General features: G+C 65.4%; 25 protein-coding genes. 16 read left to right on the plus strand and 9 right to left on the minus strand.

Annotated features, from left to right (window positions below):
- Window positions 1–76 precede the first annotated feature (76 nt).
- Window positions 77–409 (plus strand): hypothetical protein, encoded by a 333-nt coding sequence (locus tag ACE10X_RS19295; protein ID WP_038383629.1) that lies wholly within the window; start codon window positions 77–79, stop codon window positions 407–409.
- Between the two features lie 12 nt (window positions 410–421).
- On the opposite strand, the gene ACE10X_RS19300 is transcribed toward ACE10X_RS19295, so the two are convergent.
- Both ACE10X_RS19300 and ACE10X_RS19305 read right to left on the minus strand, forming a co-directional pair.
- Entirely contained in the window at window positions 422–1069 is a 648-nt protein-coding gene (locus tag ACE10X_RS19300; RefSeq protein ID WP_038383630.1) for a glutaminyl-peptide cyclotransferase, read from the minus strand.
- Window positions 1070–1203: 134 nt separating this feature from the next.
- Window positions 1204–2424 (minus strand): hypothetical protein, encoded by a 1221-nt coding sequence (locus ACE10X_RS19305; RefSeq protein WP_038383631.1) that lies wholly within the window; start codon window positions 2422–2424, stop codon window positions 1204–1206.
- A gap of 155 nt (window positions 2425–2579) precedes the next feature.
- Here ACE10X_RS19305 and ACE10X_RS19310 point away from each other — a divergent pair, with 155 nt between their 5' ends.
- Window positions 2580–2765 carry a hypothetical protein gene (locus tag ACE10X_RS19310; RefSeq protein ID WP_050386687.1) on the plus strand — a complete coding sequence of 62 codons (186 nt, stop codon included), beginning with the start codon at window positions 2580–2582 and terminating at the stop codon, window positions 2763–2765.
- A 5-nt stretch (window positions 2766–2770) separates the two neighbouring features.
- Here ACE10X_RS19310 and ACE10X_RS19315 read toward each other — a convergent pair whose 3' ends face one another.
- Window positions 2771–3862 carry an adenylate/guanylate cyclase domain-containing protein gene (locus ACE10X_RS19315; RefSeq protein ID WP_038383633.1) on the minus strand — a complete coding sequence of 364 codons (1092 nt, stop codon included), beginning with the start codon at window positions 3860–3862 and terminating at the stop codon, window positions 2771–2773.
- 77 nt (window positions 3863–3939) lie between these two features.
- On the opposite strand from ACE10X_RS19315, the gene ACE10X_RS19320 reads away from it, so the two are divergent.
- Together ACE10X_RS19320 and ACE10X_RS19325 are read left to right on the plus strand one after the other, a co-directional pair.
- Complete coding sequence (locus ACE10X_RS19320; RefSeq protein WP_038383637.1) at window positions 3940–4389, plus strand: SRPBCC domain-containing protein; 450 nt, start codon at window positions 3940–3942, stop codon at window positions 4387–4389.
- Window positions 4390–4559: 170 nt separating this feature from the next.
- The gene (locus ACE10X_RS19325) at window positions 4560–7901 is read left to right on the plus strand and encodes an SNF2-related protein (RefSeq protein WP_375764461.1); all 3342 of its coding nucleotides are present in this window, start codon (window positions 4560–4562) and stop codon (window positions 7899–7901) included.
- Window positions 7902–7949: 48 nt separating this feature from the next.
- Here ACE10X_RS19325 and ACE10X_RS19330 read toward each other — a convergent pair whose 3' ends face one another.
- Window positions 7950–8591, minus strand: coding sequence for an HD domain-containing protein (locus ACE10X_RS19330; protein ID WP_038383640.1), 642 nt, complete (start codon window positions 8589–8591; stop codon window positions 7950–7952).
- A gap of 205 nt (window positions 8592–8796) precedes the next feature.
- Between ACE10X_RS19330 and ACE10X_RS19335 the strand changes: the two genes are divergently transcribed.
- Together ACE10X_RS19335 and ACE10X_RS19340 are read left to right on the plus strand one after the other, a co-directional pair.
- Window positions 8797–9762: a GlxA family transcriptional regulator gene (locus ACE10X_RS19335; RefSeq protein ID WP_038383645.1), complete on the plus strand. Its 966-nt coding sequence runs from the start codon at window positions 8797–8799 to the stop codon at window positions 9760–9762.
- An 86-nt stretch (window positions 9763–9848) separates the two neighbouring features.
- Window positions 9849–10415, plus strand: coding sequence for a hypothetical protein (locus ACE10X_RS19340; protein WP_038383641.1), 567 nt, complete (start codon window positions 9849–9851; stop codon window positions 10413–10415).
- A 21-nt stretch (window positions 10416–10436) separates the two neighbouring features.
- Here ACE10X_RS19340 and ACE10X_RS19345 read toward each other — a convergent pair whose 3' ends face one another.
- Window positions 10437–10790 (minus strand): MmcQ/YjbR family DNA-binding protein, encoded by a 354-nt coding sequence (locus ACE10X_RS19345; RefSeq protein WP_038383646.1) that lies wholly within the window; start codon window positions 10788–10790, stop codon window positions 10437–10439.
- Between the two features lie 200 nt (window positions 10791–10990).
- Between ACE10X_RS19345 and ACE10X_RS19350 the strand changes: the two genes are divergently transcribed.
- From ACE10X_RS19350 to ACE10X_RS19370, 5 genes are all read left to right on the plus strand, one after another.
- On the plus strand, window positions 10991–11623 hold the full coding sequence (locus ACE10X_RS19350) for a PadR family transcriptional regulator (RefSeq protein WP_038383642.1): 633 nt from the start codon (window positions 10991–10993) through the stop codon (window positions 11621–11623).
- A 127-nt stretch (window positions 11624–11750) separates the two neighbouring features.
- Window positions 11751–12293 (plus strand): O-methyltransferase, encoded by a 543-nt coding sequence (locus ACE10X_RS19355; RefSeq protein WP_100213597.1) that lies wholly within the window; start codon window positions 11751–11753, stop codon window positions 12291–12293.
- Between the two features lie 130 nt (window positions 12294–12423).
- A complete protein-coding gene (locus ACE10X_RS19360) occupies window positions 12424–13119 on the plus strand; it encodes a GNAT family N-acetyltransferase (RefSeq protein ID WP_038383643.1) in 696 nt (231 codons plus the stop codon).
- A gap of 100 nt (window positions 13120–13219) precedes the next feature.
- Window positions 13220–14095: a glyoxalase III HchA gene (gene hchA / locus ACE10X_RS19365; RefSeq protein ID WP_038383647.1), complete on the plus strand. Its 876-nt coding sequence runs from the start codon at window positions 13220–13222 to the stop codon at window positions 14093–14095.
- 156 nt (window positions 14096–14251) lie between these two features.
- The gene (locus ACE10X_RS19370) at window positions 14252–14956 is read left to right on the plus strand and encodes a PA1136 family autoinducer-binding transcriptional regulator (protein WP_304555654.1); all 705 of its coding nucleotides are present in this window, start codon (window positions 14252–14254) and stop codon (window positions 14954–14956) included.
- A 47-nt stretch (window positions 14957–15003) separates the two neighbouring features.
- Here the strand turns inward: ACE10X_RS19370 and ACE10X_RS19375 are convergent, their stop codons facing one another.
- On the minus strand, window positions 15004–15945 hold the full coding sequence (locus ACE10X_RS19375) for a LysR family transcriptional regulator (RefSeq protein WP_304555652.1): 942 nt from the start codon (window positions 15943–15945) through the stop codon (window positions 15004–15006).
- A 100-nt stretch (window positions 15946–16045) separates the two neighbouring features.
- On the opposite strand from ACE10X_RS19375, the gene ACE10X_RS19380 reads away from it, so the two are divergent.
- Both ACE10X_RS19380 and ACE10X_RS19385 read left to right on the plus strand, forming a co-directional pair.
- Window positions 16046–17269 carry a CynX/NimT family MFS transporter gene (locus ACE10X_RS19380; protein WP_304555650.1) on the plus strand — a complete coding sequence of 408 codons (1224 nt, stop codon included), beginning with the start codon at window positions 16046–16048 and terminating at the stop codon, window positions 17267–17269.
- 62 nt (window positions 17270–17331) lie between these two features.
- Complete coding sequence (locus ACE10X_RS19385) at window positions 17332–17676, plus strand: Lin0512 family protein (protein ID WP_026192671.1); 345 nt, start codon at window positions 17332–17334, stop codon at window positions 17674–17676.
- Window positions 17677–17708: 32 nt separating this feature from the next.
- Here ACE10X_RS19385 and ACE10X_RS19390 read toward each other — a convergent pair whose 3' ends face one another.
- Window positions 17709–18590, minus strand: coding sequence for an SDR family oxidoreductase (locus ACE10X_RS19390; protein ID WP_038383652.1), 882 nt, complete (start codon window positions 18588–18590; stop codon window positions 17709–17711).
- 94 nt (window positions 18591–18684) lie between these two features.
- Here ACE10X_RS19390 and ACE10X_RS19395 point away from each other — a divergent pair, with 94 nt between their 5' ends.
- A complete protein-coding gene (locus tag ACE10X_RS19395) occupies window positions 18685–19389 on the plus strand; it encodes a glutathione S-transferase family protein (protein ID WP_038383669.1) in 705 nt (234 codons plus the stop codon).
- Here the strand turns inward: ACE10X_RS19395 and ACE10X_RS19400 are convergent.
- Complete coding sequence (locus ACE10X_RS19400) at window positions 19386–19940, minus strand: disulfide bond formation protein B (RefSeq protein ID WP_038383653.1); 555 nt, start codon at window positions 19938–19940, stop codon at window positions 19386–19388. The two genes, ACE10X_RS19395 and ACE10X_RS19400, sit on opposite strands and share 4 nt — an antisense overlap.
- 8 nt (window positions 19941–19948) lie before the next feature.
- Window positions 19949–20107, minus strand: coding sequence for a DUF5993 family protein (locus tag ACE10X_RS19405; RefSeq protein WP_162832412.1), 159 nt, complete (start codon window positions 20105–20107; stop codon window positions 19949–19951).
- A gap of 140 nt (window positions 20108–20247) precedes the next feature.
- On the opposite strand from ACE10X_RS19405, the gene ACE10X_RS19410 reads away from it, so the two are divergent.
- Both ACE10X_RS19410 and ACE10X_RS19415 read left to right on the plus strand, forming a co-directional pair.
- Window positions 20248–21576 carry a dicarboxylate/amino acid:cation symporter gene (locus ACE10X_RS19410; protein ID WP_028344753.1) on the plus strand — a complete coding sequence of 443 codons (1329 nt, stop codon included), beginning with the start codon at window positions 20248–20250 and terminating at the stop codon, window positions 21574–21576.
- 414 nt (window positions 21577–21990) lie between these two features.
- On the plus strand, window positions 21991–22635 hold the full coding sequence (locus ACE10X_RS19415) for a glutathione S-transferase family protein (protein ID WP_038383654.1): 645 nt from the start codon (window positions 21991–21993) through the stop codon (window positions 22633–22635).
- Window positions 22636–22701: the final 66 nt, after the last annotated feature.

Here is a 22701-nt window from a genome sequence, read left to right on the forward strand (position 1 = left end):
CGTCATTGCATCGGTCGGGCATCCACGGTTGAATGCCATGATTGTTGGCACGATGCCAAGTGTATGAGAGCCCACTATGTACCGTGATCTCCAATGGTCCCCGGCCGAAAAGAAGATTGCGCGCAAGGCCTATGATTCTGCGGTGGAGTGCGCACTCGCCAAGGTGATGGTCGAATTCAAGAGCAGGGCCTTTGCGGCAGCGACGCCGTCGGAGATGTGGGAAGTTGGCGACTATCTGCACCAGCAAAGGAGGGAGCTCGATGAGATGTTCGACTATCGATACTCGCAGCTCCCGCTTGTCTTCGCACGGCTCATTCGAGAACAGCATCTCGACGAGGCGCTGCTCGCGGGTTTGTCGGACGAGAAGCGCCAGGTGATCCGCTCTATTCTTTCTCTGGCCGAAAGGTGATCGCAAATCGCTTCACGCGCGACTGCGCTTCGGCCGCCGGATGGCACGCACCTTGTTGTTGGCGGAGCCGCTTCCGCAGAAGAAGCGGTCGCCGCCGTCGGACTCCAGCCCGGAGACGAACGTGCCCTGCGGCATCTCCAGCCGTTCCATGACCTCGCCGGTCTGCGGGTCGATGCGTCGCACGTCGCTTTCATCGCCTTCCCAGGTGCCGTGCCAGAGTTCGCCATCGACCCAGGAGACGCCGGTGACGAACCGGTTGCTTTCGATGGTGCGCAGAACCTTGCCGGTTTCCGGATCGATCTGAACGATCGTGCGATCGCGATACTGGCCGACCCACAGCGAGCCCTCCGCCCAGGCGAGGCCGGAGTCGCGGCCGCCGCCAGGTGAGGGGATGGTGGATATCACGCGTCCGCTGTTCGGCTCGATCTTCAGGATGCGGTCCTCGGCGATCTGATAGAGGTGCTTGCCGTCGAAGGCGGTGCCGGCATGGGCCGCGATGTCGAGGGTGCGGGTGGTATTGCCGCTGTCGGGATCGAAGGCCACCAGGCGGTCGCCGGCCGCGAACCAGACCTGCTCGCCGTCGAAGCTGACGCCGCCGACGTTCTCGACGCCGTCGAAGGGGCCGTATTCCCGGATGATCTCGGCCGTGGCCTTTTTCATGCTGCGCTCCTGTCGCCTGAAGCTTCGGTTCTGGCTGAATCAGAACCGAATCTCCAGATTTCCTGTTTTGACGCGTTTTCTTCACGCGAACCGGCATCCGCTTCGCTCGAAAACGCTCCAATTGCGCCCTGATGCTAGCCGTTCGGCAGCGGGGCAGGGAGTAACAACGTCGTCGTGAATCCCGGCACCGGCGGCGTCATCCAGCGCCGGGCGCGGGCACGGCCGACCGACTGCACCTTGCCGGTGGCGGCCAATGCGTCGAGCGCACGCTGCACGGTGCGCTGGCTCGCCCCCAGCGCGACCGACAGCGCCGAGCTCGACCAGGCCTCGCCGTCGGCGAGAAAGGCCAGCACCGCCGCATGCTCCTCCTCGACCGGCAGCGCCAAAACGCTCACCTCGCGCCGGCCATGTGGCTCCAGCACAAAGCCGTCAGGCGTGGCGCTGAGATCGGCGAGCGGCCGCAGCGCGCGGCGCAGCCGTCCGATCTCGACGCGTAGCCGCGCACGGTGTGATTCATCGGCTTGCTTGCCGCGAAACGCCCGCGAGATCAGCGTGCCGCGCGACACGTCCTGCGGCCACGCTTCGCCCAGCGCGCGCGCGAGCGCGAACAGCACCGGCCGCCGGGTCAGCGAGACCGTCGTGCTGGTATCGCGCACGACATAGCGGCAGGCATCGACGACGAGGGCCTTCGACGCCATCAGGGCTTCGACCTCCTCGAGCAGCAGCGGCCGCTCGCTGCCGCGCGCGATCAGACGCGCCGCGGGCGTGGCGAGCAGGCGCGCGGTGCTCTCGACCTCGGCCGCGAGCTCGGCGATGCCGGCGCGGCGCGTGGCTTCCCTCGCGCGGGCCAGCGCTTCGCGTGCCGGTTTGGTCCGCAGCCGCCGCATCGCGATTCCGGCGACGACCAGTTCATGGCCGACCCGCAGCGCCGGCGGGAACGGCGCCGGGTCGAGGCCGTCAAGCATGCGCTCGGCCGCATCAACGCTCCCGATCAGCAGCAGGCGGCGGATTTCGAGATAGCCGGCGTGGGCAGCATTGAGTGCATCGCCTCGTGCCGCGAGCGTTGCGCGTGCCGCGGCGAGGCTCTTCCCGGGAAAGGAAAGGTCGCGCGACACCAGCGCGATCTCGGCCTCCGCCACCACACAGCGCGCCCGCGCGACGGCTTCGCGCGGGCCGAAGGCGCGGCCTGCGCGCCGCAGCAGCTCCTTGGCGCGGGCGAAATCGCCGAGCCGGGCCATCGCGATGCCGCGCAGCGCCAGCGCCGGCGCATCGTCGCGCAAGGCTACCCGTTTCAGTGCGCCGAGGGGATCACCCGCCGCGAGCGCGCGCGCCGCAGCTATGATCAGCGAGTCCATTCGAATCCCGACACACTTGTCACTCTCACCCTCCGAGGCCCGGTCCTAACCTAGCACATGACGACATGGATCATCTCCAGAGAGATCGAACGATGGCCGGTATTGAAACACGAGAAGATTGGGTGAGGGGGCGGCTCAGTGGACGCGGGCCCATCGTGGCGCGCTTTCTGTCGCTGGCGGCGGCACCGACCTTCGCCGTGATGGCGCTGATTGCCGCGATGGCGCCGGCCGACATGATCTGCGGCGCGATGCAGGGGCCGCTGTCATTGCAGGGCATGGTCCCGATGTACGCGCTGATGAGCGCATTTCATCTGGCGCCATGGCTGCGCCTGTTCAGATGACCGGCTCAAGTCTCCGGCAAGGTGAAGACCGCGCATGGCCGCGCGATGCCGCGCAATTCATGACTGCCGAGCGCGACCAGCGGCGTCTCGGTCTCGGCAGCGAGGGCGCCCGAAACCAGCACGGTTTGCTCCAGCGGCTTGCAGAGCCCTTCGAGCCGGCTCACCAGATTGACCGCGGCGCCGATCGCGGTGAAGTCGAGGCGGTCGGCGGCGCCGATATTGCCCCAGTGCACCTCGCCGAGATGCAGCGCCGCGCCGAATGGCAACGGCGGCAAGCCCTGCTTGCGTCGCTCTACGTCGAGATGCGCCATGCCGACGCGCGCCGCCGACACCGCGCGCAATGCCGCCTCGGATGCGTTGCGCGCGCTGGTCGTGACCGGAAAGATCGCAAGCAGGCCGTCGCCGATGAATTTCAGCACCTCGCCGCCGAAGGCGTGGATGGCGCCCGCGATGCGGTCGAACCAGGCATCGAGCGCCGCGATCACCTCGGTAGGCGGATGGCTTTCCGACAGCGTGGTGAAGCCGCGGAGGTCTGCGAACAGCAGCGCCGCCCGGATGGTTTCGCCGGTATTGCGCCGCAATGGCGATGCCAGTACGCGCGCCGCGCTGCGCCGGCCGAGATACGCCTCCAGCGCCGCCGTCAGTGTCGCGCGCGCCGCGAGCGCGGCGAGCGGCGCGGCCATGAACCGCGCCGCCTCGCGCAATTGATCCGCTTCGGCAGGTGTGAAGGCGCGTGTCCCGATCCAGCCGAGGGTCGGGCCATCCGGCCGCGTTCCGATCGTGCCCTCGTGGATCGGGCCGGGCGCGAGAGTTCCGAGCCAGCGCCGGCCGGCGTCGCCGGATCCCACCATGTCGGGCATCGCAAAGGGTTGTTCCGGCGCGAATCCGAGCGCTTCGATGACCTCGCCATTGTCGGCACGCCACAGCCAGGTTCGTCTTGCAATCAGGGGGTGCGGAACCTCGAGCGTCAGAGCGCCGCCGGCAAGCGGCAGGCCATCCGTGATAAGGTGGCTACCGAGGTCCGCCAACAACCGGTTGGCGCCCGCGGTCTCGGCGGCGGCGTCGACCAGCCAGCTCAACGTCGAGGACAATTGCATCACACCATCATGGGGTTGACGCACCATTCTTGTCACGAATTATCCCTGAGCACCGACTGTCAATGGAGCATGGATCGATGACTGAAGCCTTCATCGTTCAACGCGAGATCCAGATCGCAGCCCCGGCTGCAACCGTGTTCGCCTTCCTGACCGATCCGCAGAAGATCGTGAGCTGGATGGGGCTGGAAGCCGCGACCGAGACGCATCCCGGGGGCCTCTACTTCCTCAAGGGGCTCGGCAGCGATCGCAGCCGCGCCGCGCGCGGTGCGTTCCGCGAGGTCGTGCCGGTGCATCGTCTCGCCTACAGCTTCGGCTGGGAGGGCAGCGAGGAAGTGCCGCCGGGATCGAGCCTGATCGAGATCGACCTGATGGAGCAGGACAACGGCACGCTGCTCCGCATGACCCATAGCGGCCTCCCGAACGCCGCGCAGTGCGCGGCCCATGATAAGGGTTGGGCGCATTATATGGGCCGGCTCTCGCACGCGGCCGCCGGTCGTGATCCCGGGCCGGACCGCGGTCCGGCGTGAGGCAGCTAGGCCTTCTGCGGGAGTCTGTCGGCCACAATGTGTCGCGGCCGACAACAAGGGAAGGTGTGGAAGCAGGGCAGGCGCTGGTCGATGCTGGTTGGCCGATATATTCCGTCTGCTATTAGTGGATTGGTCCGGGACCGCCGCTCCTGTGGAAACCGCAATCCGTGATGCCTGACGATCCGAATCTTTCCGAGCGACTGAGACAGAAGGACTTCCTCGGTTTCTTCAGCCGGTCGGCCGTGGACAAGGCCCTCGTTTACCGTGCCCAGGGCCGCGTCTCGGACGTGGAGATCAGTGAGGATCTCACCCGCGTGAATGCGCGGGTGAGTGGAACCGAACGCAAGCCTTATCGGGTCGATATTGTGCTGAAGTTTGACGGCGATCGACTGGTCGACGTCGACGGCGATTGCAGCTGTCCAATGGCCGTGAACTGCAAGCATGTTGCCGCGACGCTCTTTGAAGCCTTGCACCGGCGGGCACCTTCGGCCGGTACGCCAATGCTGGCGTCGCGAGGCGCCGCGGGAAATGGGCAGCTGCGACCTGACGCGGCGCTGCCCTACCAAATCACGGAATGGATCGAGACGGTCGGCCGGTCGGTGCGGGACGCGGACTATCCGCCCGATGTCACGCAGCGATTGCTCTACTATCTGCAGCCCGCGTTGTCGGCAGGCTGCGTTCCCTGCATGGACGTGTCGCTGGTATCCGTGAAAATCCTGAAGACAGGCGAGTTCGGCAGCAAGGTGTCGCAGCCATCTTTGGCCGATTTTTCGGTCGATCGCGCTCCGAAATATTATCTCGGCTCCGACATTGACGTCCTCGTCAGGCTGTCCAGCGAGTTTCGGTCCGGCTACACGCTGGGCCGACGCGCGTATTCGGCCGATGTCCTGAAACGGATCGTCGCGACGGGGCGGGCGTTCTGGCGTGATCACCGTGGCGTGGCGCTGCAATGGAGCGATGCGCGCGGCGGTCGCATCGCGTGGCGTCAGGTCAGCAAGGACGGGATCGGTCCGCTGTTGACCGTCGAAGATGCAACGGCGCTCGACGCCGAGCCGCCGGTCTATGTCGACGCGGCTGCCGGATTGATCGGGCCGATCGGGTTGAATCTTCCGGAACGGCTGAGCAGCCGGCTTTTGTTGGCGCCTGCGATCCCGTATGCCCATGTCGCGCAAGTCGTGCAACATCTAGGCCAGAAATTGCCCGGCCTCGATCCTGGCTGGTTGCCGGAGCCTCCCGCCGCAGCGGTGAAGATCAACGTGGATCCGGAGCCGGTGCTTCGCCTCATGCTGGGGCGCAAGATGACCCATGCCTATTACTATGGCGGCGACCGTACGCCCGAACGCGTACCGGTGGCCCGCGTCAGCTTCCGCTACGGCCCGGTCGAAATCGAACAGTCGGAATCCGCGCATCGCGTGGAGTCGTTCAGCGACGGAAGCATTCACGTCGTTACGCGACGCAAGGCCAAAGAGAAGGAGATGGCTGCACGACTGACCAGTCTCGGCTTGGTCGACGCGAGATCGGCTTTCCCCCTGCTCGATGCCGTGCATACGAAGGACCTGGCCTTCGCGCAGCCGGCGGAATGGCTCGACTTCCTCAACGTCGAGGCCGCCGGTTTGCAAGCGGCTGGTTTCGAGATCCGCATCGACGACGATTTCCCGTACCGCCTGGCGACGTCATCCGGGGTGTTCGATGCCGACTTCGAAAGCAGCGGCATCGACTGGTTCGAGCTAGCGCTCGGGATCGAGATTGATGGCGAACGCCGCGATCTTGCCCCGCTACTGGCCACGCTAATATCGCAACCCGGATTCGCGCCAGAGACGGTCAAGCGGCTCGCGGACGATGGCGGCAGCGTCTACCTGCCGCTGGCCGACGGCCGCTATCTGGCGATGGCGGCCGATCGCTTCCTTCCGCTTGTACTGGCGCTCCATAGCCTGGCCTTGCGCGAAGCCTTCGTTGATGCGTCAGGGAAGATCCGGCTCTCGCGCGCCCAGATCGTGCCGCTGTTCGGTCTCGAAGCCGATCATTTCGTCTTCAGGGGAGCGGAAAATCTTCGTCGTATGGCGGGACTGCTCAGTGCCCGCGGATTGCCTTGTCCCGTCCTGCCATCCGATTTCAACGCGGCCTTGAGACCCTACCAGACGCAAGGCGTGGCCTGGCTCGACCTGCTCAGGGAGAGCGGCTTGGGCGGCGTACTGGCCGACGACATGGGACTGGGCAAGACCGTTCAGATACTGGCGTTGTTGGCGCTGGAGAAGGCGCGCGGTCATCTGACGGATCCGGCGATCGTCATCGCTCCCACAAGCCTGATGACCAACTGGTTCAACGAGGCGCGCAAGTTCACGCCAGGCTTAAGGGTTCTCGTTCTGCATGGTCCTGACCGCAGGCAGAGTTTCGAAGCGATCGCCGATCACGACCTGGTTCTTACGACCTATCCGCTGATCGCGCGCGACCACGAGGTGCTGCTCGCGCGCGAATGGCACGTCGCAGTGCTTGACGAGGCTCAGACCATCAAGAATTCCAACACGGCGACGACGCGTCGGCTCCAGGGCATCCGCGCGCGGCATCGCTTCTGCTTGACCGGCACGCCGATGGAGAATCATCTCGGCGAACTCTGGTCGATCATGAGCTTTGCCAATCCAGGGTATCTCGGCGATCGGGCGACGTTCGTGCGCGACTGGCGGACGCCGATCGAGAAGCGCGCCGACCTCGGACGCGCCCGGGTGCTGACCCACCGCATCAAGCCATTCTTGTTGCGGCGGACCAAGCAGGAGGTGGCCGCCGAGTTGCCGCCGAAAAGCGAGTTTACAGAGGGTGTCGTCCTCGAAGGCAGCCAGCGGGAGCTCTACGACGCCATCCGTCTGTCGATGTCGGACAAGGTCCGGAAGGCGATCCGGGAACGCGGCCTGGCCAAGAGCCATATCGTCGTGCTCGAAGCCCTTCTCAGGATGCGTCAGGCCTGCTGCGATCCCGCGCTGTTGAACCTCGGCGACGGCGTCCAGCGTCCGTCGGCAAAACTCGATCGGCTGATGGAGATGGTCGAAGAACTCCTGAGCGAGAAGCGCAAGATCATCGTATTCTCGCAGTTTACCTCCATGCTGGCGCTGATCCGCAAGCGCTGCGACGCGCTCGCGATCCGGTACAGCGTGCTAACCGGTGAAACGAAGGACCGCAGGAGCGCGATCGACGGGTTTCAGAACGGTGCCAGCGACCTCTTCCTGATCAGCCTGAAGGCCGGCGGTGTCGGACTCAACCTGACGGCCGCGGATACCGTGATCATCTTCGATCCCTGGTGGAATCCCGCGGTCGAGGAGCAGGCCATCGATCGTGCTCATCGCATCGGTCAGGACAAGGCCGTTTTTGTCTATCGGCTGGTGGCTACCGGTACGATCGAAGAGAAAATGGACGAACTCAAGGCCCGCAAGCGCGCGCTGGCCGACAGCATTTTCGATTCCCAAGGACGCATCGGCGCTGCGCTCACGGAAGAGGACGTGCAGGCACTGTTTGTGGATTGAACATTGCCTGGTCCAGATTTGGTGACGGCTTTTGCCGAACTGGCCGCGTCATGTCGGCCATTTCGAGCCGAGGATGATCGAGCAGAAGTTCATCCTGGTGTAGTTCAAGTCCTTCAGCGCCAGCACGTCGGCCTTGACGTTGCCGAAGGTCGTCAGCGGCTTCTTGATGGTGCCGGCGGCGAAATGATCGATGATGTTCTCCTTGAAGTTCGCCTCGCGCGGATGGTGCGCGCAGACATGGTCGCGGTGCTCGTGCGAGAAATCGTCATAGGCGATGCCGAGCACGTCCATCTCGACGCCGGCGGTGACCAGCGCAATGGTTGGACGCATATGCTCCGGGATACCGGGCGTGGTGTGCAGGGCGATTGAGGTCCAAACGTCCTCGATGTCGCGCTCCGGAACGCCATAGCCCTTGAGGAAGTCGCGCGCGGCGTTGGCGCCGTCGACCTCGAAGCGCAGATCGGGGCTCGCGTGATCGGCGGTGAGGCCCATGTCGTGAAACATGGCGCCGATATAGAGCAGCTCGGGATCGAATTTCAGCTTGCGGCGGTTGCCGGTCAGCGCGCCCCAGAAGAACACGCGGCGGCTGTGATTGTAGAGCAGGTCGTCCTCGGTATCGCGCACCAGCTGGGTGGCGGCGCGGGCCATCGCGCTGTCGGGTACGCGGATGCCGGCGATGATCTCGGTCATTTCAAGACGCTCCTCGATATGGCAAGACGATGCCGTGGCGTGCGAACACGCGAGCCCGGCGCTTGTCTTTGCGGTGTGTGCGGATCGCTGGATGGCGCGATCCGTGGCGTGTTTGTCGCCCGTTTTGACCCGATCCCGCAACGATCGCGCGCCGCCGGATCGGGCCAACCAGCCGTCGTTTCGCGCCAGCGGGCAGGGAGAAGGCATGGCGGTTCAGAGGGTCGCGATCGCGATTCACGAAGGGGTTCAGGCGCTCGATGTCGCGGGTCCCGTCGACGTGTTCGCGGAGACGAACGGCTTTGTGCCGGCGGGCGATGGCTATGAGACCGTGCTGGTCGGCGCCGGCTGCGAACCGCTGCGCGCGTCGAACGGCATGAAGATATCGGCCGACCTCAGCTTCGCCGAGGCACAGGAGAAGTTCGATATCCTGCTCGTGGCGGGCGGGCCGGCATTGCCCGACGCCGCGCCGGATCCCGAACTGACACAGTGGCTGCGCGGGGCGCCCGCGCGCGCCGAGCTCTATGGTTCGATCTGCACCGGCGCCTTCGCGCTCGGCCATGCCGGGCTGCTCGACGGCCACAAGGTGACGACGCATTGGCAGAATGCGCAGCGGCTGGCGGCGCGCTTTCCGGCGGCCGAGGTGATCTTCGACCGCATCTACATTCGCGACGGCAAGCTGATGACCTCGGCCGGCGTGACCGCGGGGATCGATCTCGGGCTCGCGCTGGTCGCCGAGCGGCACGGGCCGCAGGTTGCGGTCGCGGTGGCCAAGCGGCTGGTCGTGGTGGCGCAGCGCCAGGGCGGGCAGTCCCAATTCAGTCCCTATCTCACCGCGCCGGTCGATGAGGATTCGCCGATTGCGCGCGCGCAGGCGCATGTGATGCAGCATGTCGGCGAGCGCCACACGCTGCTGTCGCTGGCGGAGGCCGTCGGCATGAGCGTGCGCAATTTCGGCCGCGCCTTTGCGCAGGAGACCGGCATCACGCCGCACGAATTCGTCGAGCGGGCGCGGGTCGACGCCGCGCGCCGGCTGCTCGAGGGCTCGGACCGGCCGCTGAAGGCGGTTGCTTTCGACTGCGGCTTCGGCTCGGCCGACCGGATGCGGATCGTGTTCAGCGAGCGGCTTGGCGTGTCGCCCGCGCAGTACCGCGCGAGTTTTCGCAAACTGTGACGCCGTTCATGACGCGGACGCTTCATCGGGGATAGGATCGACGGCGCCGCCGTTTCCCGCCACACATATTCTCCCGCGAGGCCGCCATGGACGCGCTCACGCTCTTCATCATCCGTCACGCCGAAAAGCCTGATGATGGCTGGCCGGGGCCCGGATTCACCGCGGACGGTGTGTCCGATACCGAGTCGCTTGTCCTCCGCGGCTGGCAGCGCGCCGGCGCTTGGGCTGCATTGTTTGGCACCGACTTCGCCAAGGGCGATTATGCCAAGCCTGACGCGATCTATGCCGCAACTCCCGGCAACACGCCCAACCGGGGCCCGAGCAGCCGTCCTGCCGAGACGATCTCGGCGCTGGCGGCGCGTCTTGGCGCGACGCCCAACGAAGATTTCGGCAAAGGTCATGAACCAGCTCTGATCAAGGCGCTGCTGGCACTGAATGGCGTCGTGCTGCTGTGCTGGGAGCACAAGGCGATCATCTCCGATATCCTTCCGCTGATCCCGGTCAGCAAGGGCACCCCGCCGACCAAATGGGAGGGCAGCCGGTTCGACGTCGTGCTGCGCTTCGACCGCGCCAAGGGCGACGACAAGTTCGCCTTCAAGGAGCTGTTCCCGAAATTGCTGTCGGGCGATTCCGACAAGCCGCTGGGTGGCTGAATAGCGTCGCAGCTTGGCCGATCAATCGAGCCCGAGCGCCTTGCGCGATTTCCGCGTCAGCTTTCCGGCGATCAGCGCATGCGCCTGATCGAGATAGGCCTTGAGCTCCGCATCGGGCAGGGCGTCGTTCCTCACCAGTTGCACCCATGTGGCGCGCGCCAGATACGGCGCGGGCCGCGCCAGGCTCTGCTCGATCAGCAGCTGATAGGCCATGTTCGAGGTCTTGAACATGAAGCCGCCTGTGCTCTCGATGTAGCCGCCGGCCAGCGCGAACATCTTGCCGCCGACCTTGAACACCGACGTGCCTTCCCATTGCACCACCTTGGTGGCGGCGGGCAGGCGCAGACAATGGGCTTCGAAGGTCTTGGGGCGCATGAGTCGCAGGGCTGGAAGGCGTTCAAAGCCATAGGCCAGCCGCATGAAGGTCGGCAAGCCCCAGACTGAGCCCGGCCAGCCCTCGGCCAGCACCAGCCGCCGCTTCGTCCCCGACGTCTCACGAAAACGTGGGTTGCCGTCGTTCCATCTGTAGATATATCGTAAGATATGTTTTCAGTAAGGAACGTATAAACGTATAAATGAGACGATCGATATTTCGCGACCGGGACGATGACGGCTTCCGGTTTGGGTTCTTCGCCATGGGCCGGCACGGCCGAGGCGGCCACCGCTTTGGTCGCGGCGGCCATGGCTTCTTCGGGCGACGTGGTGGCGGTGACTTTCCGGGATCGCGGCGGCTTTCGTCGCAGGATCTGCAACTGGTCATCCTCGCGCTGCTCGGCGAGCAGCCGGCACACGGCTACGAGCTGATCAAGCGGATCGAAGAGCGGTCGGACGGTTTCTACAGCCCGAGCCCGGGCGTGATCTATCCGGCGCTGACATTCCTCGAGGAGATCGGCCATGCCAGCGTCACCCAGGACGCGGCGCGCAAGCTCTACAGCATCACCGAGCAGGGCAGGGCGTATCTCGGCGAGAACCGCACGACCGCGGACACCATTCTCGAGGCGCTGTCGCGGATCGGCCGCCGCATGGAGGAGGTGCGCGAGGCCTTCGCCGGCGTGAGCGATCTCGATGGCGAAGCGTCCGACGACGTGCACCGCGCCCGTCACGCGCTGAAGAGCGCGCTGCGCCAGAAGCGCGGCTGCGATGCCGCCGAGGCCCGGCGCATCGCGAAAATCCTGGACCGCGCTGCCGCCGAAATCCTGCAGCAATGACGCAGTCGCAGCAACGGAGACCCTTCATGTACAACGCCGAACCGCACAGCGCGATCCGTGATTCCGCGTCACCGCCGTCATCGAGCGCCTGCAGGCCACCCGCCGGGCGCCGGTGCGCGGCAACCAGATGCAGAGCGGCAGCCGCGACCCGCACGACTATGCCGAGCAGGGATTCTCGATCCACCCGGAGCAGGGCGAGCTGATCTATCTGTTGTGCCGCGGCCTGCACGCCCGGCGCGTCGCCGAGTTCGCGACCTCGGTCGGAATGTCGACGCTCTATTTCGCCGCCGCGATGCGCGACAATGGCGGCGGCACCGTGATCGGATCGGAGATCGTGCCGGCCAAGGTCGCAGCGGCGAAGCGCAATCTCGCGGAGGCCGGCCTTGCCGATTACGCCGACATCCGCGAGGGCGATGCGCGCAAGACCCTGCGCGATCTCGGCGGTCCCGTCGATTTCATCCTGATCGACGGCTGGCCGGGCGACAAGGGGCCGACGCTGGCGCGCCAAATGATCGAGATCGTCGCGCCGCAGCTGCGCGTTGGCGGCTACGTCATGAACGACAATGCCGAGGCGGATTTCCTGGAGTTCGTGCGCGATCCCAACAATGGCTTCGTGTCGATCACGCTGCCGCTCAAGGGTGGCACCGAGCTCTGCCTGAAGGTGGCGTAAGCGCGGATCCGGCGCAGCACACACGGAAGAGATCTGGCTGGCGTGATTGTGAGCCGCAACGACTCACGCCATGCTGGATTTTGCTTGCACTTCTTGCTCTGCTCCAAAAAAATCAGGAGCGAAGCGCCGCATGTCCGAAGCCCCGCCGACTCATCCGCTCGATCGCCCAATCTGGAGCGCACTGACCACAAGACAACGCGATCTGGCGGAAGGCGGCGCTGACGCGCGCCGCTTTCCGCTCGCGATCGCACCCTTCGCCGACATGGTCGACATGTCGCCAAAGAGCTTTGCCGCGCTCGGAGCGCTGCTGTCGGGACCTGAGATCGCGGTGCTGTTCACGCCCGATCCTGTCCCGGTGCCGCCGCAGTTCAAGGTGCTGCTGGCCGAGACCGGCGAGCAGATGATCGGCACGCCAGCTGACCATTCTGTGCCCGGCGTCGAGATCGTCACGCTCGGCGCTGCCGATGTTCCTGCGATGATGACGTTGACCGAGCTGACAAAGCCCGGACCGTTCAGTGCGCGGACGCATGAGCTCGGCAACTTTTTCGGCATCCGCGTCAATGGCGAGCTGGTCGCGATGACCGGCGAGCGGATGAAGCCGGGGAACTACACCGAGATGACCGCCGTCTGCGTGCATCCAGAGCATCGCGGCCGCGGCTACGCGCAGGCGCTGCTGTCGGCGGTTGCCCGCCAGATCGTGGCGCGCGGCGAAATTCCATTCCTGCACGTCTTCACCAGCAACGTCTCGGCGATCGCGCTCTATCGCCGCCAGGGCATGGAGATCCGCCGCCGCCTGCACATCACGGTGTTGCAGAAACAGGGATAGGGATGCGCGGCAAAGTGGGTTGAGGGAAATCCCTCATTCCTCATCGCCGATCTCGTGCTTACCTTTGCCGGATCGCAACACGATGAGAGAGGATATCTCGATGTCCGAGCAATCCCAGGACAAGCGTCCAGTCGCCGATCCGACGGAGAACAACGCTTTCTTTCCGTCGCCTTACTCGCTTGGGCAATTCACCTCGGCCAGGTCGGATCTCTCCGGCGCGGACTATCCCAACGCTTACAGGGGTGGCCGCTGGAAAATTCTGATGATTGCCGCGGACGAGCGCTATCTGCTGTTGCAGAACGGAACGATGTTCTCGACCGGCAACCATCCCGTCGAGACCTTGTTGCCGATGTATCACCTCGACAAGGCGGGCTTCGAATTCGACATCGCGACCGTGTCGGGCAATCCGGTCAAATTCGAGCTCTGGGCGTTTCCGAAGGAGGACGACGCGGTCCAGAGCATCTACCAGAAATATCTCGGCAGGCTGAAGCAGCCGCTGAAGCTCTCCGACGTGATCGAAAAAAAGCTCGGCAAGGATTCCGACTATATCGCGGTGTTCATTCCCGGCGGCCATGGTGCGCTGATCGGCTTGCCCGAAAGCACCGACGTGAAGGCCGCGCTGAAATGGGCGCTCGACAACGACAAGCACATCATCTCGCTCTGTCATGGCCCGGCGGCGCTGCTGGCGTCGGCGGTCGGCGAAGCCAAGGGTAACTATCCCTTCAAGGGCTACAAGATCTGTGCATTTCCCGACGCCATCGATCGGACGACGCCCGATATCGGCTACATGCCGGGTGCGCTGACCTGGGCCTTCGGCGAACAGTTGCAGGCGCTCGGCGTCGAGATCCTGAACAAGGACATCACCGGCAAGGCCCATCAGGATCGCAAGCTGATCACCGGTGACAGCCCCTTCGCCGCCAACAATGTCGGCAAGGCGGCCGCAAAGGCTCTGCTCGATACGCTCGGCGGGCGCTGAGCGGTCGGCGGCTCAACCTCCGGGCGGCGCGAACCTCGCCGCGCCGCCGGCGGCGGGCCAATGTCGCGCGCCTTGCAGGCCGACCTCGCTTGAGGGAAAATCCTCAACGCGCTGGGCCGCGCGTGACCGGTCTTCCGCAAGATACGATGGCACCGCATGGACCGCTACATCGAAGCCGTGGTTGCGATCGAGGGTAGCGAGAGCTTGGCCGCGATCCAGGCGGCGGTGCGGTCTGCGAGTGTGCCGCTCGGCTACGACCGGTTCGTGATGTTCTCGGCGTCGCCGGCACGTGAGGACTTGGTTGACCGGATCTACTGGGTCGAAGGCGACTGGTTCGGCACAGGCGTGACCGTCGATGCCGAAACCTATGTCCGGCATTGCCCGGTGACGCGCAATTTCCTCAATGTGGACGAGGCGTTTTTCTGGACCAAGGTGATGTCGGCGCGCGGCGAGAAGTACCGTGTGGTGCGCACGCCGCGCGGGCCCGGTTTCCATGGACTGCAGGTTCCGGTGTTCGGGCGCACCGGCCTTGAGGGCGCGATGAGCTTCGCCGGGACGCGGATCGATGCGTCGCCGCGGACCCGTGCGGCGCTGACGATGATCGGCGCCGCCGCCTTCCGCGCCGCTCGCGGGCTGATGGAAGCGCACGAGCCGAACGGTGCGTCGAGCCTGTCGCCGCGCGAGCGCGAGGTGCTGCGCTGGATCTCCGCCGGACGGCGCCAGGCCGACATCGCGGCATCGCTCGGCCTGTCGGAACGCACGGTCGAGAACCATTTGCGGCGTGCGCGGCTTCGGCTCGGCGTCGCCACGACCGCGCAAGCCATCCGGCTCGCGATCCGCAGCGGCGAGATCGAGGACTGAGGCGCTTGCGGACGGCCGCCATTGAGCGGGGCGGGCGATAGCTGAGATCAGTGTTTCTTCGACGTCTTTGCCCCGATCTTCGGCGTATGCGTGCCCGCAGCGATCCGCGTCAGCGCATCGGCAAATGCACGTGCCGCAGGTCCCAGCGGTTCATCGAGCCGGTGGGCGAGATAGGCCTCCATCGCAAGCGCGGCGTTGCGGCCGAACGCGCCGGTTTCGACCCGTACAAGGCGGCGCTCCTTCAGGTCGCGCGCCACCTGCCAGAGCGGCAGCCGGCCCCAGCCGAGCCCGGCCAGGATCATGGCGTGCTTGGTGTCCTGATTGCTCACTCTGCAAATCTGCGGCGAGAGCACGCCGAAGCTGCGGCCCTCCGACAGCGGGGTCGGATCCGACAGCACGATCTGCAGATGATCGGCGAGATCCGCCACGCTCTTGCGGCCGCGGCGCGCGAGCGGATGGCTTGCGGAGGCGACGGCGACGATCTGCACCGCGCAGATCGCATCGAGCGCGAGGCGGGGATCGCGAAAATCCTCGCCGACCGTGACCGCGAGCGCGCTACGCCGTTCGGTCAAGCCGGTGATCGGACCGCCCATCGGTTCGACCGCGAGCCGCACGCTGACGGACGGATAGGCCGCCCGCATTTCCGTCAGCGCCGCGCCGACGGCGGCGATCGGAAACAGCGTATCGACGACGAGCGAGAGTTCCGATTCCACCCCGTCGCCCAGGCCGCGCGCCCGAGCCCGCATCGCATCGACACGGAGCAGCAGGTCGCGCGCGTTGGCCAGCAGTGCCTTGCCCTCGGCCGTCAGCGCCGGGCGATGGCTGGAGCGGTCGAACAGCGTGAGGCCGAGTTCGGCCTCGAGGTTGGCGATGGCATGGCTGACCGCGGATTGCACCCGCGCCAGCTTGGCCGCGGCGGCGCGAAAGCTGCCGCTCTCGGCGATGGCGACAAAGGTGCGGATCTGATCGAGTGTGAGGTTATCGAGCATGATCTATGAATTCGATCAATCGGATGCAAAACATATCACTCCTGTCGATGGTCGGGAAACGCTATCTCTGTGGTCCGAGCGGGTGGCGGAGTGGACGCACATGACGATCGAGACGGCCGTGATGCAGCAGAGCGAGGCGAAGCGATGGGCGACGGTCGCCATCGTGATCGGTTGCGGTATCGGCGCGGCGCTGCAGGTCGGCAAGGTTCCGATTGCCGCCTCGATGCTGCAACAGAGCCTCGGCATCGACCTTGCCGCGGTCGGAACGATCGCCGGCATCTTTGCGGTCCTGGGGCTTGTCGGCAGCGTCCCGGCGGGCGTGGTGATTGCCGCGGTTGGCGCGCGCAGGGTGCTGCTGTGCGGGCTCGCGGCCATCACGCTGGGGGCGGCCTCGGGCGCGCTCGCGCCACAACTCGCGGTGCTATTGGCATCGCGCCTGCTGGAGGGGCTCGGCTTCCTGCTGGTGATGGTCGCGGCTCCTGCATTGCTCGATCGTGTCGTCGATGTCAGCGCACGCGACGTCACCATGGCGGTGTGGAGCTGCGTGATGCCGTTCGGGATCGCGCTGGCGCTGGTCGCCGGCCCGATCTTCGATGGCTGGCGCACGATCTGGTGGGCCGGTGCTGCCTTTGTCGCCGTGCTGTTCATCCTTGCGAGCCTCATCGCGCCTGAAGTGGCATCGCGGACCGGCGCGGCGCGGAGCGGTTTGATGCAGGAAGCCATCGCGCTGGCGCGGCGCCGCACCCCGGCGCTTCTGATGGTGCTGTTTGCGCTCTACAGCCTGATGTTCTTTGCGTTGTTCAGCTTCCTGCCGATCCTGTTGTCCGAGCGGCTCGGCGTGTCCAGCCAAGGCGCCGGCGCGCTCAGTGCGTTGGCCGCGGCCGGCAACGTCGTCGGCAATCTCGCCGCCGGTCATCTGCTTGCGCGCGGCGTCAGCCGCAATCTGCTGATCGCCGTGGCGGCATTCGTGATGGGCGCGTCCGCGTTCGGAATCTTCCTGCCGGCGCTCGGCGGGTGGGGGGCATTCTGGCTGTGCCTGCTGTTCTCCGCGATCGGCGGCCTGATCCCGGCGACGTTGCTTGCAACCGCACCCGCCGCGGCGGGATCGGCGGCGATGGTGCCGGTCATGATGGGCCTGTTGATGACGGGCAGCAATTTCGGCCAGGTCACCGGTCCAATCGCGGTCGGCGCTGTGGTCTCGGCATGGGGCTGGGGCGCGGCCTGCGCCATGGTGGTGGCCGCGGCGATCCTTGCCGGTCTCGCGGCGTGGATGCTGGCGCGCGGCGATCACAAGCGCGTAAGCGAGGCGAGGGACCCGGCTTGACGCCGCGCGCGCAGGAGCCGAAGGAGTGAAGGTCTCTCACGCCAACGACAACAGGAACCTTGATGACACGCGTGCGCTGTATCACCGAAATGGGCATGGGCGTCGACGTTCACGGCCGCGACGCCACCAAGGCCGCCAAGCGGGCCGTGTCGGATGCCATCCGCCATTCCAGCCTCGGCTTCTTCCGCATGCTCGGCAAGACCGCCAACGACATGTTCGTCGACGTCACGATCGCCGTGCCGAATCCCGAAGATGTCGATACCGCAGCGGTCGCGAAGGAATTGCCCTATGGCACCAAGACCGTGAAGGCGATCGCGGGCGGGCTCGAGATTCCGTCCGATCTCGGCAACGACCCGATCCTGATCGCGAACGCCGCCGTCATCGTCAGCTTCGACGACGGCAAGTGACGGAAGCGCGTCGGGCGACCGGCATGCGTGCGCTATTCGTTGCCTCGGAAATAGTCGGGCTTGCCGGTCGTCCACGTCTCGCCCCAATGCTGGCCGCCGCCGTCGACGGTCAGCGTCTCGCCGGTGATGAACTTGCCGGAGGGCGCGGCGAGGTAGACGGCTGCCTCCGCAATGTCCCAGGGCGTGCCCGGGCGCATCATCGGATTGGAGCGCGGATAGGCGGCGCGCGCCGCTTCGCTGTAGACATTCCAGCCCTCGGTCTCGATTGCGCCGGGCGCGATGCAGTTGATGCGGATGTTCAGCGGCGCCCATTCGACCGCGAGCGCGCGCGACAGGCCGATCACACCGGAGCGTGCCGCGATCGAGTGCGCAATGCCGTAGAGGCCGTGAGTCGTGACCACGACGATATTGACGATGCTGCCGGGATGCTTGCGGTCGCGCCAGCGCTGCGCCGCGGCCTGCATCATGTACCAGGTGCCGTTGAGGTTGGTGTTGATGACCGCATTCCAGCCCTTGATGGAGACGTCGATCGCGGGTTGCGGGAACTGGCCGCCGGCGCTGTTGACGAGATGATCGACACGGCCGTGCTCGGTCCACAGCGCATCGAACATCGCATTGACCGCGTCGGGATCCTTGATGTCGGCGACATGCGCGGACGCCTTGAGCCCGCGATGGCCGAGACGATCGACCAGTGCGTCGAGCCTGTCGGCATTGCGGCCGGCGACCACGACATGCGCGCCGAGCCGGGCGAACAGCCATGCGATGGCGCGGCCGATGCCGCCGGCGCCGCCGGACACCACGATCACCTGACCGGCGAGCGCATCGGCCGCGAACACGGTCGGGTGCGTTGCGAGTTCGTCGTCGGAGAGGCCGAGCGTTGCGCCTGTTGTTGCGCCTGTCTGTTGATCGTTCATGGCCGGTTGCAGACCTTGCGGCTTTCACTGAGCTCCGTACATTAGCCATCCAACAACAACCATGCAAAGCAACAACCCTGCAAAGAATGTCGACATGACCGACCTGTCTGCCTTTCCCATCACAAAACGCTGGCCTGCTCAGCATCCGGACCGCCTGCAGCTCTATTCGCTGCCGACGCCGAACGGCGTGAAGGTCTCGATCATGCTCGAGGAAATCGGGTTGCCCTACGAGGTCCATCTCGTCGACTTCAACAGGGATGACCAGAAGACGCCGGAGTTCCTGTCGCTGAACCCGAACGGCAAGATCCCGGCGATCCTTGATCCCAACGGCCCAGGCGGCAAGCCGCTGCCATTGTTCGAATCCGGCGCCATCCTGCAATATCTCGCCGACAAGACCGGCAAGCTGCTGCCGGCGGACACGGCGCGCCGCTATCAGGCCATCCAGTGGGTGCATTTCCAGATGGGCGGCATCGGGCCGATGTTCGGCCAGGTCGGGTTCTTCCATAAATTCGCCGGCAAGGATTACGAGGACAAGCGGCCGCTGCAGCGCTACGTCGCCGAGTCCAAGCGCCTGTTCGGCGTGATGGAGACGCATCTCGCCGGACGGCAGTGGTTCATGGACGATGAATACAGCATCGCCGACATCTCGATGCTCGGCTGGGTGCGCAACCTGATCGGCTTCTACGGCGCGCGCGAACTCGTCGAGTTCGACCAGTTCACGCAGGTCGCGGCCTGGCTGGAGCGCGGTCTCAAGCGGCCGGCGGTGGAGCGCGGATTGAATATTCCGAAGCGTCCCTAACGCGCCGACGTCAGCAGCTCGTAGACGACGGGATTGTCGGCACAGGCGGCAAAGCCACACTCGAGCAGGGTGGAGAGCACATTCAGCGCCGTCAGCCCGACCACAAGCCACACCGCACCTTGCGCGAACCTGTCGGGCGAACTGCCCGGCGCCGCGCGGTGCTCGAACTGGCGGTCGAACAGCAGCATCGCCGCGAGCAGCACGATCGCGGCGGTGAAGCCGATCAGCGCCCACGTATAATAGTGATAGCCGAGCAGCGCCGAACCGTAACCGGCATCGCCGGGGAGGATGTGCAGCAGCACCTGCCGGGTCGAGACCGTGGTGCCGAGGACGGCCGTCAGCAGCGACAACGCATAATGACTCGGCCGTGGCCCGAAGCGGATATTGAGGATCGGCCCGATCGCCAGCAGGGCGAACAGGATGCGCTGCAACAGACAGAGCGGGCAGGGCAGCTCGTGAAGCAGCAGCTGCGCGGCAAAGGCGGCGGCCAGCACCAGCGCCAGCCCAAAGAGCGCGACGGCATTGAGGGTGACGGCCTGCCTGTCGTTCATGGCTGGCCTCAGAACGACAAGGTGAGACGGTCGGTGGCGTGGTGCAGCAAGGTAGCGGCGCAGGCGATCAGGATCACCGCGAACAGGCCGATCGCGACGGGGCGTGGGCCACGCCAGGCCACCAGCATGGCGATGGTGATCGCGAGAAACAATACAGTGAATTCCATTCCCAGCCTCCCGATGCGAGCCGGCCGCAGTCTATGACAGATTCGTGTGCGCTCGCGACCGCGCGAATGGGCATTGTCGCTTGCGCGCGGCTCCGCCAAGATGGCATCACCAGTTGAGTTCATCCCAGCCGGGGCACCTCATGACCACAGCCGCGATCAAGCCCGTTGCCCGTCCCCATCATCAGCCCTGGTACAAGATCCTCTACGTCCAGGTGCTGATCGCGATCGTGGCAGGTGTCCTGATCGGGTATTTCTATCCGAATCTCGGCAAGGAATTGAAGCCGCTGGGCGACGGCTTCATCGCCCTGATCAAGATGATGATCGCGCCGGTCATCTTCTGCACCGTGGTGCACGGCATCTCCTCGATGGGCGATCTCAAGCGCGTCGGCCGGGTCGGGTTGAAGACGCTGATCTATTTCGAGGCGGTGTCGACGGTGGCTCTCGCGGTCGGTCTTCTGGTCGGCGAGCTGCTGCAGCCCGGCCACGGCTTCAACATCGATCCCTCCACGATCGATCCGAAATCGGTCTCCAACTACGTCACGCAGGCCAAAGAGCAGGGCATCGTCGCCCATCTGATGGCGATCATTCCGGACAGCTATCTCGGCGCGGTCGCGCGCGGCGACCTGTTGCAGGTGCTGCTGATCTCGATCCTCTCGGGCTTCGCCATCGCTCTCATGGGCAAGGTCGGCGAGCCGATTGCGTCCGCGATCGACACGGCCGCCAAGATGTTCTTCGGCATCATCCGGATCATCGTCCGCGTCGCGCCGCTCGGCGCATTCGGCGCGATGGCCTTCACGGTCGGTGCCTACGGCCTCGGCTCGCTGTTGAATCTGGCGGCGCTGATCGCGACCTTCTATCTCACCAGCATCCTGTTCGTGCTGATCGTGCTGGGCGCCATCGCACGGCTCGCCGGCTTCTCGATCATCCGCTTCATCGCCTACATCAAGGACGAGCTCCTGATCGTGCTCGGCACGTCGTCGTCGGAGACGGTGCTGCCGCAGATGATCCAGAAGATGGAGCATCTCGGCGCCTCGCGCTCGGTGGTCGGCCTCGTGGTGCCGACCGGCTACAGCTTCAATCTCGACGGCACCAACATCTACATGACGCTGGCGACGCTGTTCCTGGCGCAGGCCACCAACACGCACCTGACGATCTGGCAGGAGCTCGGCATTCTGGGCATTGCCATGATCACCTCGAAGGGCGCTTCCGGCGTCACCGGCGCGGGCTTCATCACGCTGGCCGCGACGCTGTCGATCGTGCCCGACATTCCGATCCAGTCGATCGCGATCCTGGTCGGCATCGACAAGTTCATGAGCGAGTGCCGCGCGCTCACCAACCTGATCGGCAACGGCGTCGCCTGCGTCGTGATCAGCCTGTCGGAAGGCGAGCTCGACAAGCAGGCGCTGCACGAGACGATGGCGCATCCGCTCGAGCTCGGCGAGGCGCTGGAGCCGGGCGGCTCCGGCTAGAGCAATGTGAAGTGATGGGGCCGTCGCAGGGGACGCTGCCAAAATATCGAAAACAACCCCATGCAAAGGAGCCGGCGGTGGCCGGCGTTCGACCAGGCAACTTGACACGTCGGGCAACTCAGGGGTATTCTTCTAATATTCCGAAATTGCACAAGTGTCCCTTCGTCCCAAGGCTGTCGCATATGGCATTTGCGGGCTTTTGCAACTGACGCTTCCACGTCGCGGGCGGGAGAGGGAACGCGCCTTGTTCGCGGCCGCAGCCTGGGTCGTGAACCCATAAAGTCGGAATCGTGCGCACGGTAGGATGACTGACTATGCGCCAAGCCTTGAATGCATGATGCGCCATCGATCGTCCGTTGCGCGGCGGCTTGCCTCTGCGAGTTAGTAAACCACCCAATCCAGGAATGCTTAACTATGCTCACCGTCTATGGCGAAGGTCGTGGCTTCCGTGTTGTCTGGCTGCTCGAGGAATTGGGATTGGCTTATCGGCTGCGCCCGGTCGATCTGCTCGCAGCCGGCGGGGTTGATCGCGATTTCCTCGCGATCAACCCCGCCGGCTTCATTCCCGCATTGCAGGACGGCGAGACGATCATGGTCGAATCGATCGCGATTCTTGAGTACCTGCTCGTCCGCCACGGCTCAGGTTCGCTTGCCGTCGCCCCGGACGATCCCGCCTTCGCTTCCTATCTGCAATTTCTCCACTTGGGCGAGGCCGGGCTCGCCGGGCCGATGAACGCCGTCATTGTCGGTCGCCAACTGGCGCCCGAAGCCGAGCGAGATGCCCGGGTCACTTGCTGGGCTCTCGAGACCTTCGAGAGCCGGCTGGGGTTGGTTATCCGCCGCCTCGCGGATTGCCCCTATCTCGCCGGCGACCGATTCACGGCTGCCGATATCTCGGTGAGCTATGCTCTCCTGCTCGGCATGCGAACCGGCAACTACGTCCCCGGTCCTGCCGAGCGGGACTATCTCGCCCGCACGACGGCGCGCCCTGCCTATGTCCGAGCGATGGAAAGCTGCAAGGCCACCAAGGCTTGGGCGGCGAGGTCACCGGGATTGTAGTGCTCGCTTCAATCCGGCTGTGGCTCCGCCCTTACGAGTCTGCTGCCTGGCTGGGCCGTATACTCA

It is taken from the genome of Bradyrhizobium sp. Pha-3, from assembly GCF_042258325.1.
In the GTDB taxonomy this organism is placed as follows: Bacteria; Pseudomonadota; Alphaproteobacteria; order Rhizobiales; family Xanthobacteraceae; genus Bradyrhizobium; species Bradyrhizobium elkanii.

Bases quoted from the DNA above. Each gene is read 5' to 3' on its own strand.
- ACE10X_RS19315 (WP_038383633.1), bottom strand. From the start codon at position 3,862: ATGCAATTGTCCTCGACGTTGAGCTGGCTGGTCGACGCCGCCGCCGAG.
- ACE10X_RS19295 (WP_038383629.1), top strand. From the start codon at position 77: ATGTACCGTGATCTCCAATGGTCCCCGGCCGAAAAGAAGATTGCGCGC.
- ACE10X_RS19390 (WP_038383652.1), bottom strand. From the start codon at position 18,590: ATGAACGATCAACAGACAGGCGCAACAACAGGCGCAACGCTCGGCCTC.
- hchA (WP_038383647.1), top strand. From the start codon at position 13,220: ATGTCCGAGCAATCCCAGGACAAGCGTCCAGTCGCCGATCCGACGGAG.
- ACE10X_RS19350 (WP_038383642.1), top strand. From the start codon at position 10,991: ATGAGACGATCGATATTTCGCGACCGGGACGATGACGGCTTCCGGTTT.
- ACE10X_RS19325 (WP_375764461.1), top strand. From the start codon at position 4,560: ATGCCTGACGATCCGAATCTTTCCGAGCGACTGAGACAGAAGGACTTC.
- ACE10X_RS19370 (WP_304555654.1), top strand. From the start codon at position 14,252: ATGGACCGCTACATCGAAGCCGTGGTTGCGATCGAGGGTAGCGAGAGC.
- ACE10X_RS19380 (WP_304555650.1), top strand. From the start codon at position 16,046: ATGACGATCGAGACGGCCGTGATGCAGCAGAGCGAGGCGAAGCGATGG.
- ACE10X_RS19345 (WP_038383646.1), bottom strand. From the start codon at position 10,790: ATGCGCCCCAAGACCTTCGAAGCCCATTGTCTGCGCCTGCCCGCCGCC.
- ACE10X_RS19330 (WP_038383640.1), bottom strand. From the start codon at position 8,591: ATGACCGAGATCATCGCCGGCATCCGCGTACCCGACAGCGCGATGGCC.
- ACE10X_RS19355 (WP_100213597.1), top strand. From the start codon at position 11,751: ATGCAGAGCGGCAGCCGCGACCCGCACGACTATGCCGAGCAGGGATTC.
- ACE10X_RS19320 (WP_038383637.1), top strand. From the start codon at position 3,940: ATGACTGAAGCCTTCATCGTTCAACGCGAGATCCAGATCGCAGCCCCG.
- ACE10X_RS19385 (WP_026192671.1), top strand. From the start codon at position 17,332: ATGACACGCGTGCGCTGTATCACCGAAATGGGCATGGGCGTCGACGTT.
- ACE10X_RS19360 (WP_038383643.1), top strand. From the start codon at position 12,424: ATGTCCGAAGCCCCGCCGACTCATCCGCTCGATCGCCCAATCTGGAGC.
- ACE10X_RS19415 (WP_038383654.1), top strand. From the start codon at position 21,991: ATGCTCACCGTCTATGGCGAAGGTCGTGGCTTCCGTGTTGTCTGGCTG.
- ACE10X_RS19305 (WP_038383631.1), bottom strand. From the start codon at position 2,424: ATGGACTCGCTGATCATAGCTGCGGCGCGCGCGCTCGCGGCGGGTGAT.
- ACE10X_RS19300 (WP_038383630.1), bottom strand. From the start codon at position 1,069: ATGAAAAAGGCCACGGCCGAGATCATCCGGGAATACGGCCCCTTCGAC.
- ACE10X_RS19395 (WP_038383669.1), top strand. From the start codon at position 18,685: ATGACCGACCTGTCTGCCTTTCCCATCACAAAACGCTGGCCTGCTCAG.
- ACE10X_RS19335 (WP_038383645.1), top strand. From the start codon at position 8,797: ATGGCGGTTCAGAGGGTCGCGATCGCGATTCACGAAGGGGTTCAGGCG.
- ACE10X_RS19340 (WP_038383641.1), top strand. From the start codon at position 9,849: ATGGACGCGCTCACGCTCTTCATCATCCGTCACGCCGAAAAGCCTGAT.
- ACE10X_RS19410 (WP_028344753.1), top strand. From the start codon at position 20,248: ATGACCACAGCCGCGATCAAGCCCGTTGCCCGTCCCCATCATCAGCCC.
- ACE10X_RS19375 (WP_304555652.1), bottom strand. From the start codon at position 15,945: ATGCTCGATAACCTCACACTCGATCAGATCCGCACCTTTGTCGCCATC.
- ACE10X_RS19400 (WP_038383653.1), bottom strand. From the start codon at position 19,940: ATGAACGACAGGCAGGCCGTCACCCTCAATGCCGTCGCGCTCTTTGGG.
- ACE10X_RS19405 (WP_162832412.1), bottom strand. From the start codon at position 20,107: ATGGAATTCACTGTATTGTTTCTCGCGATCACCATCGCCATGCTGGTG.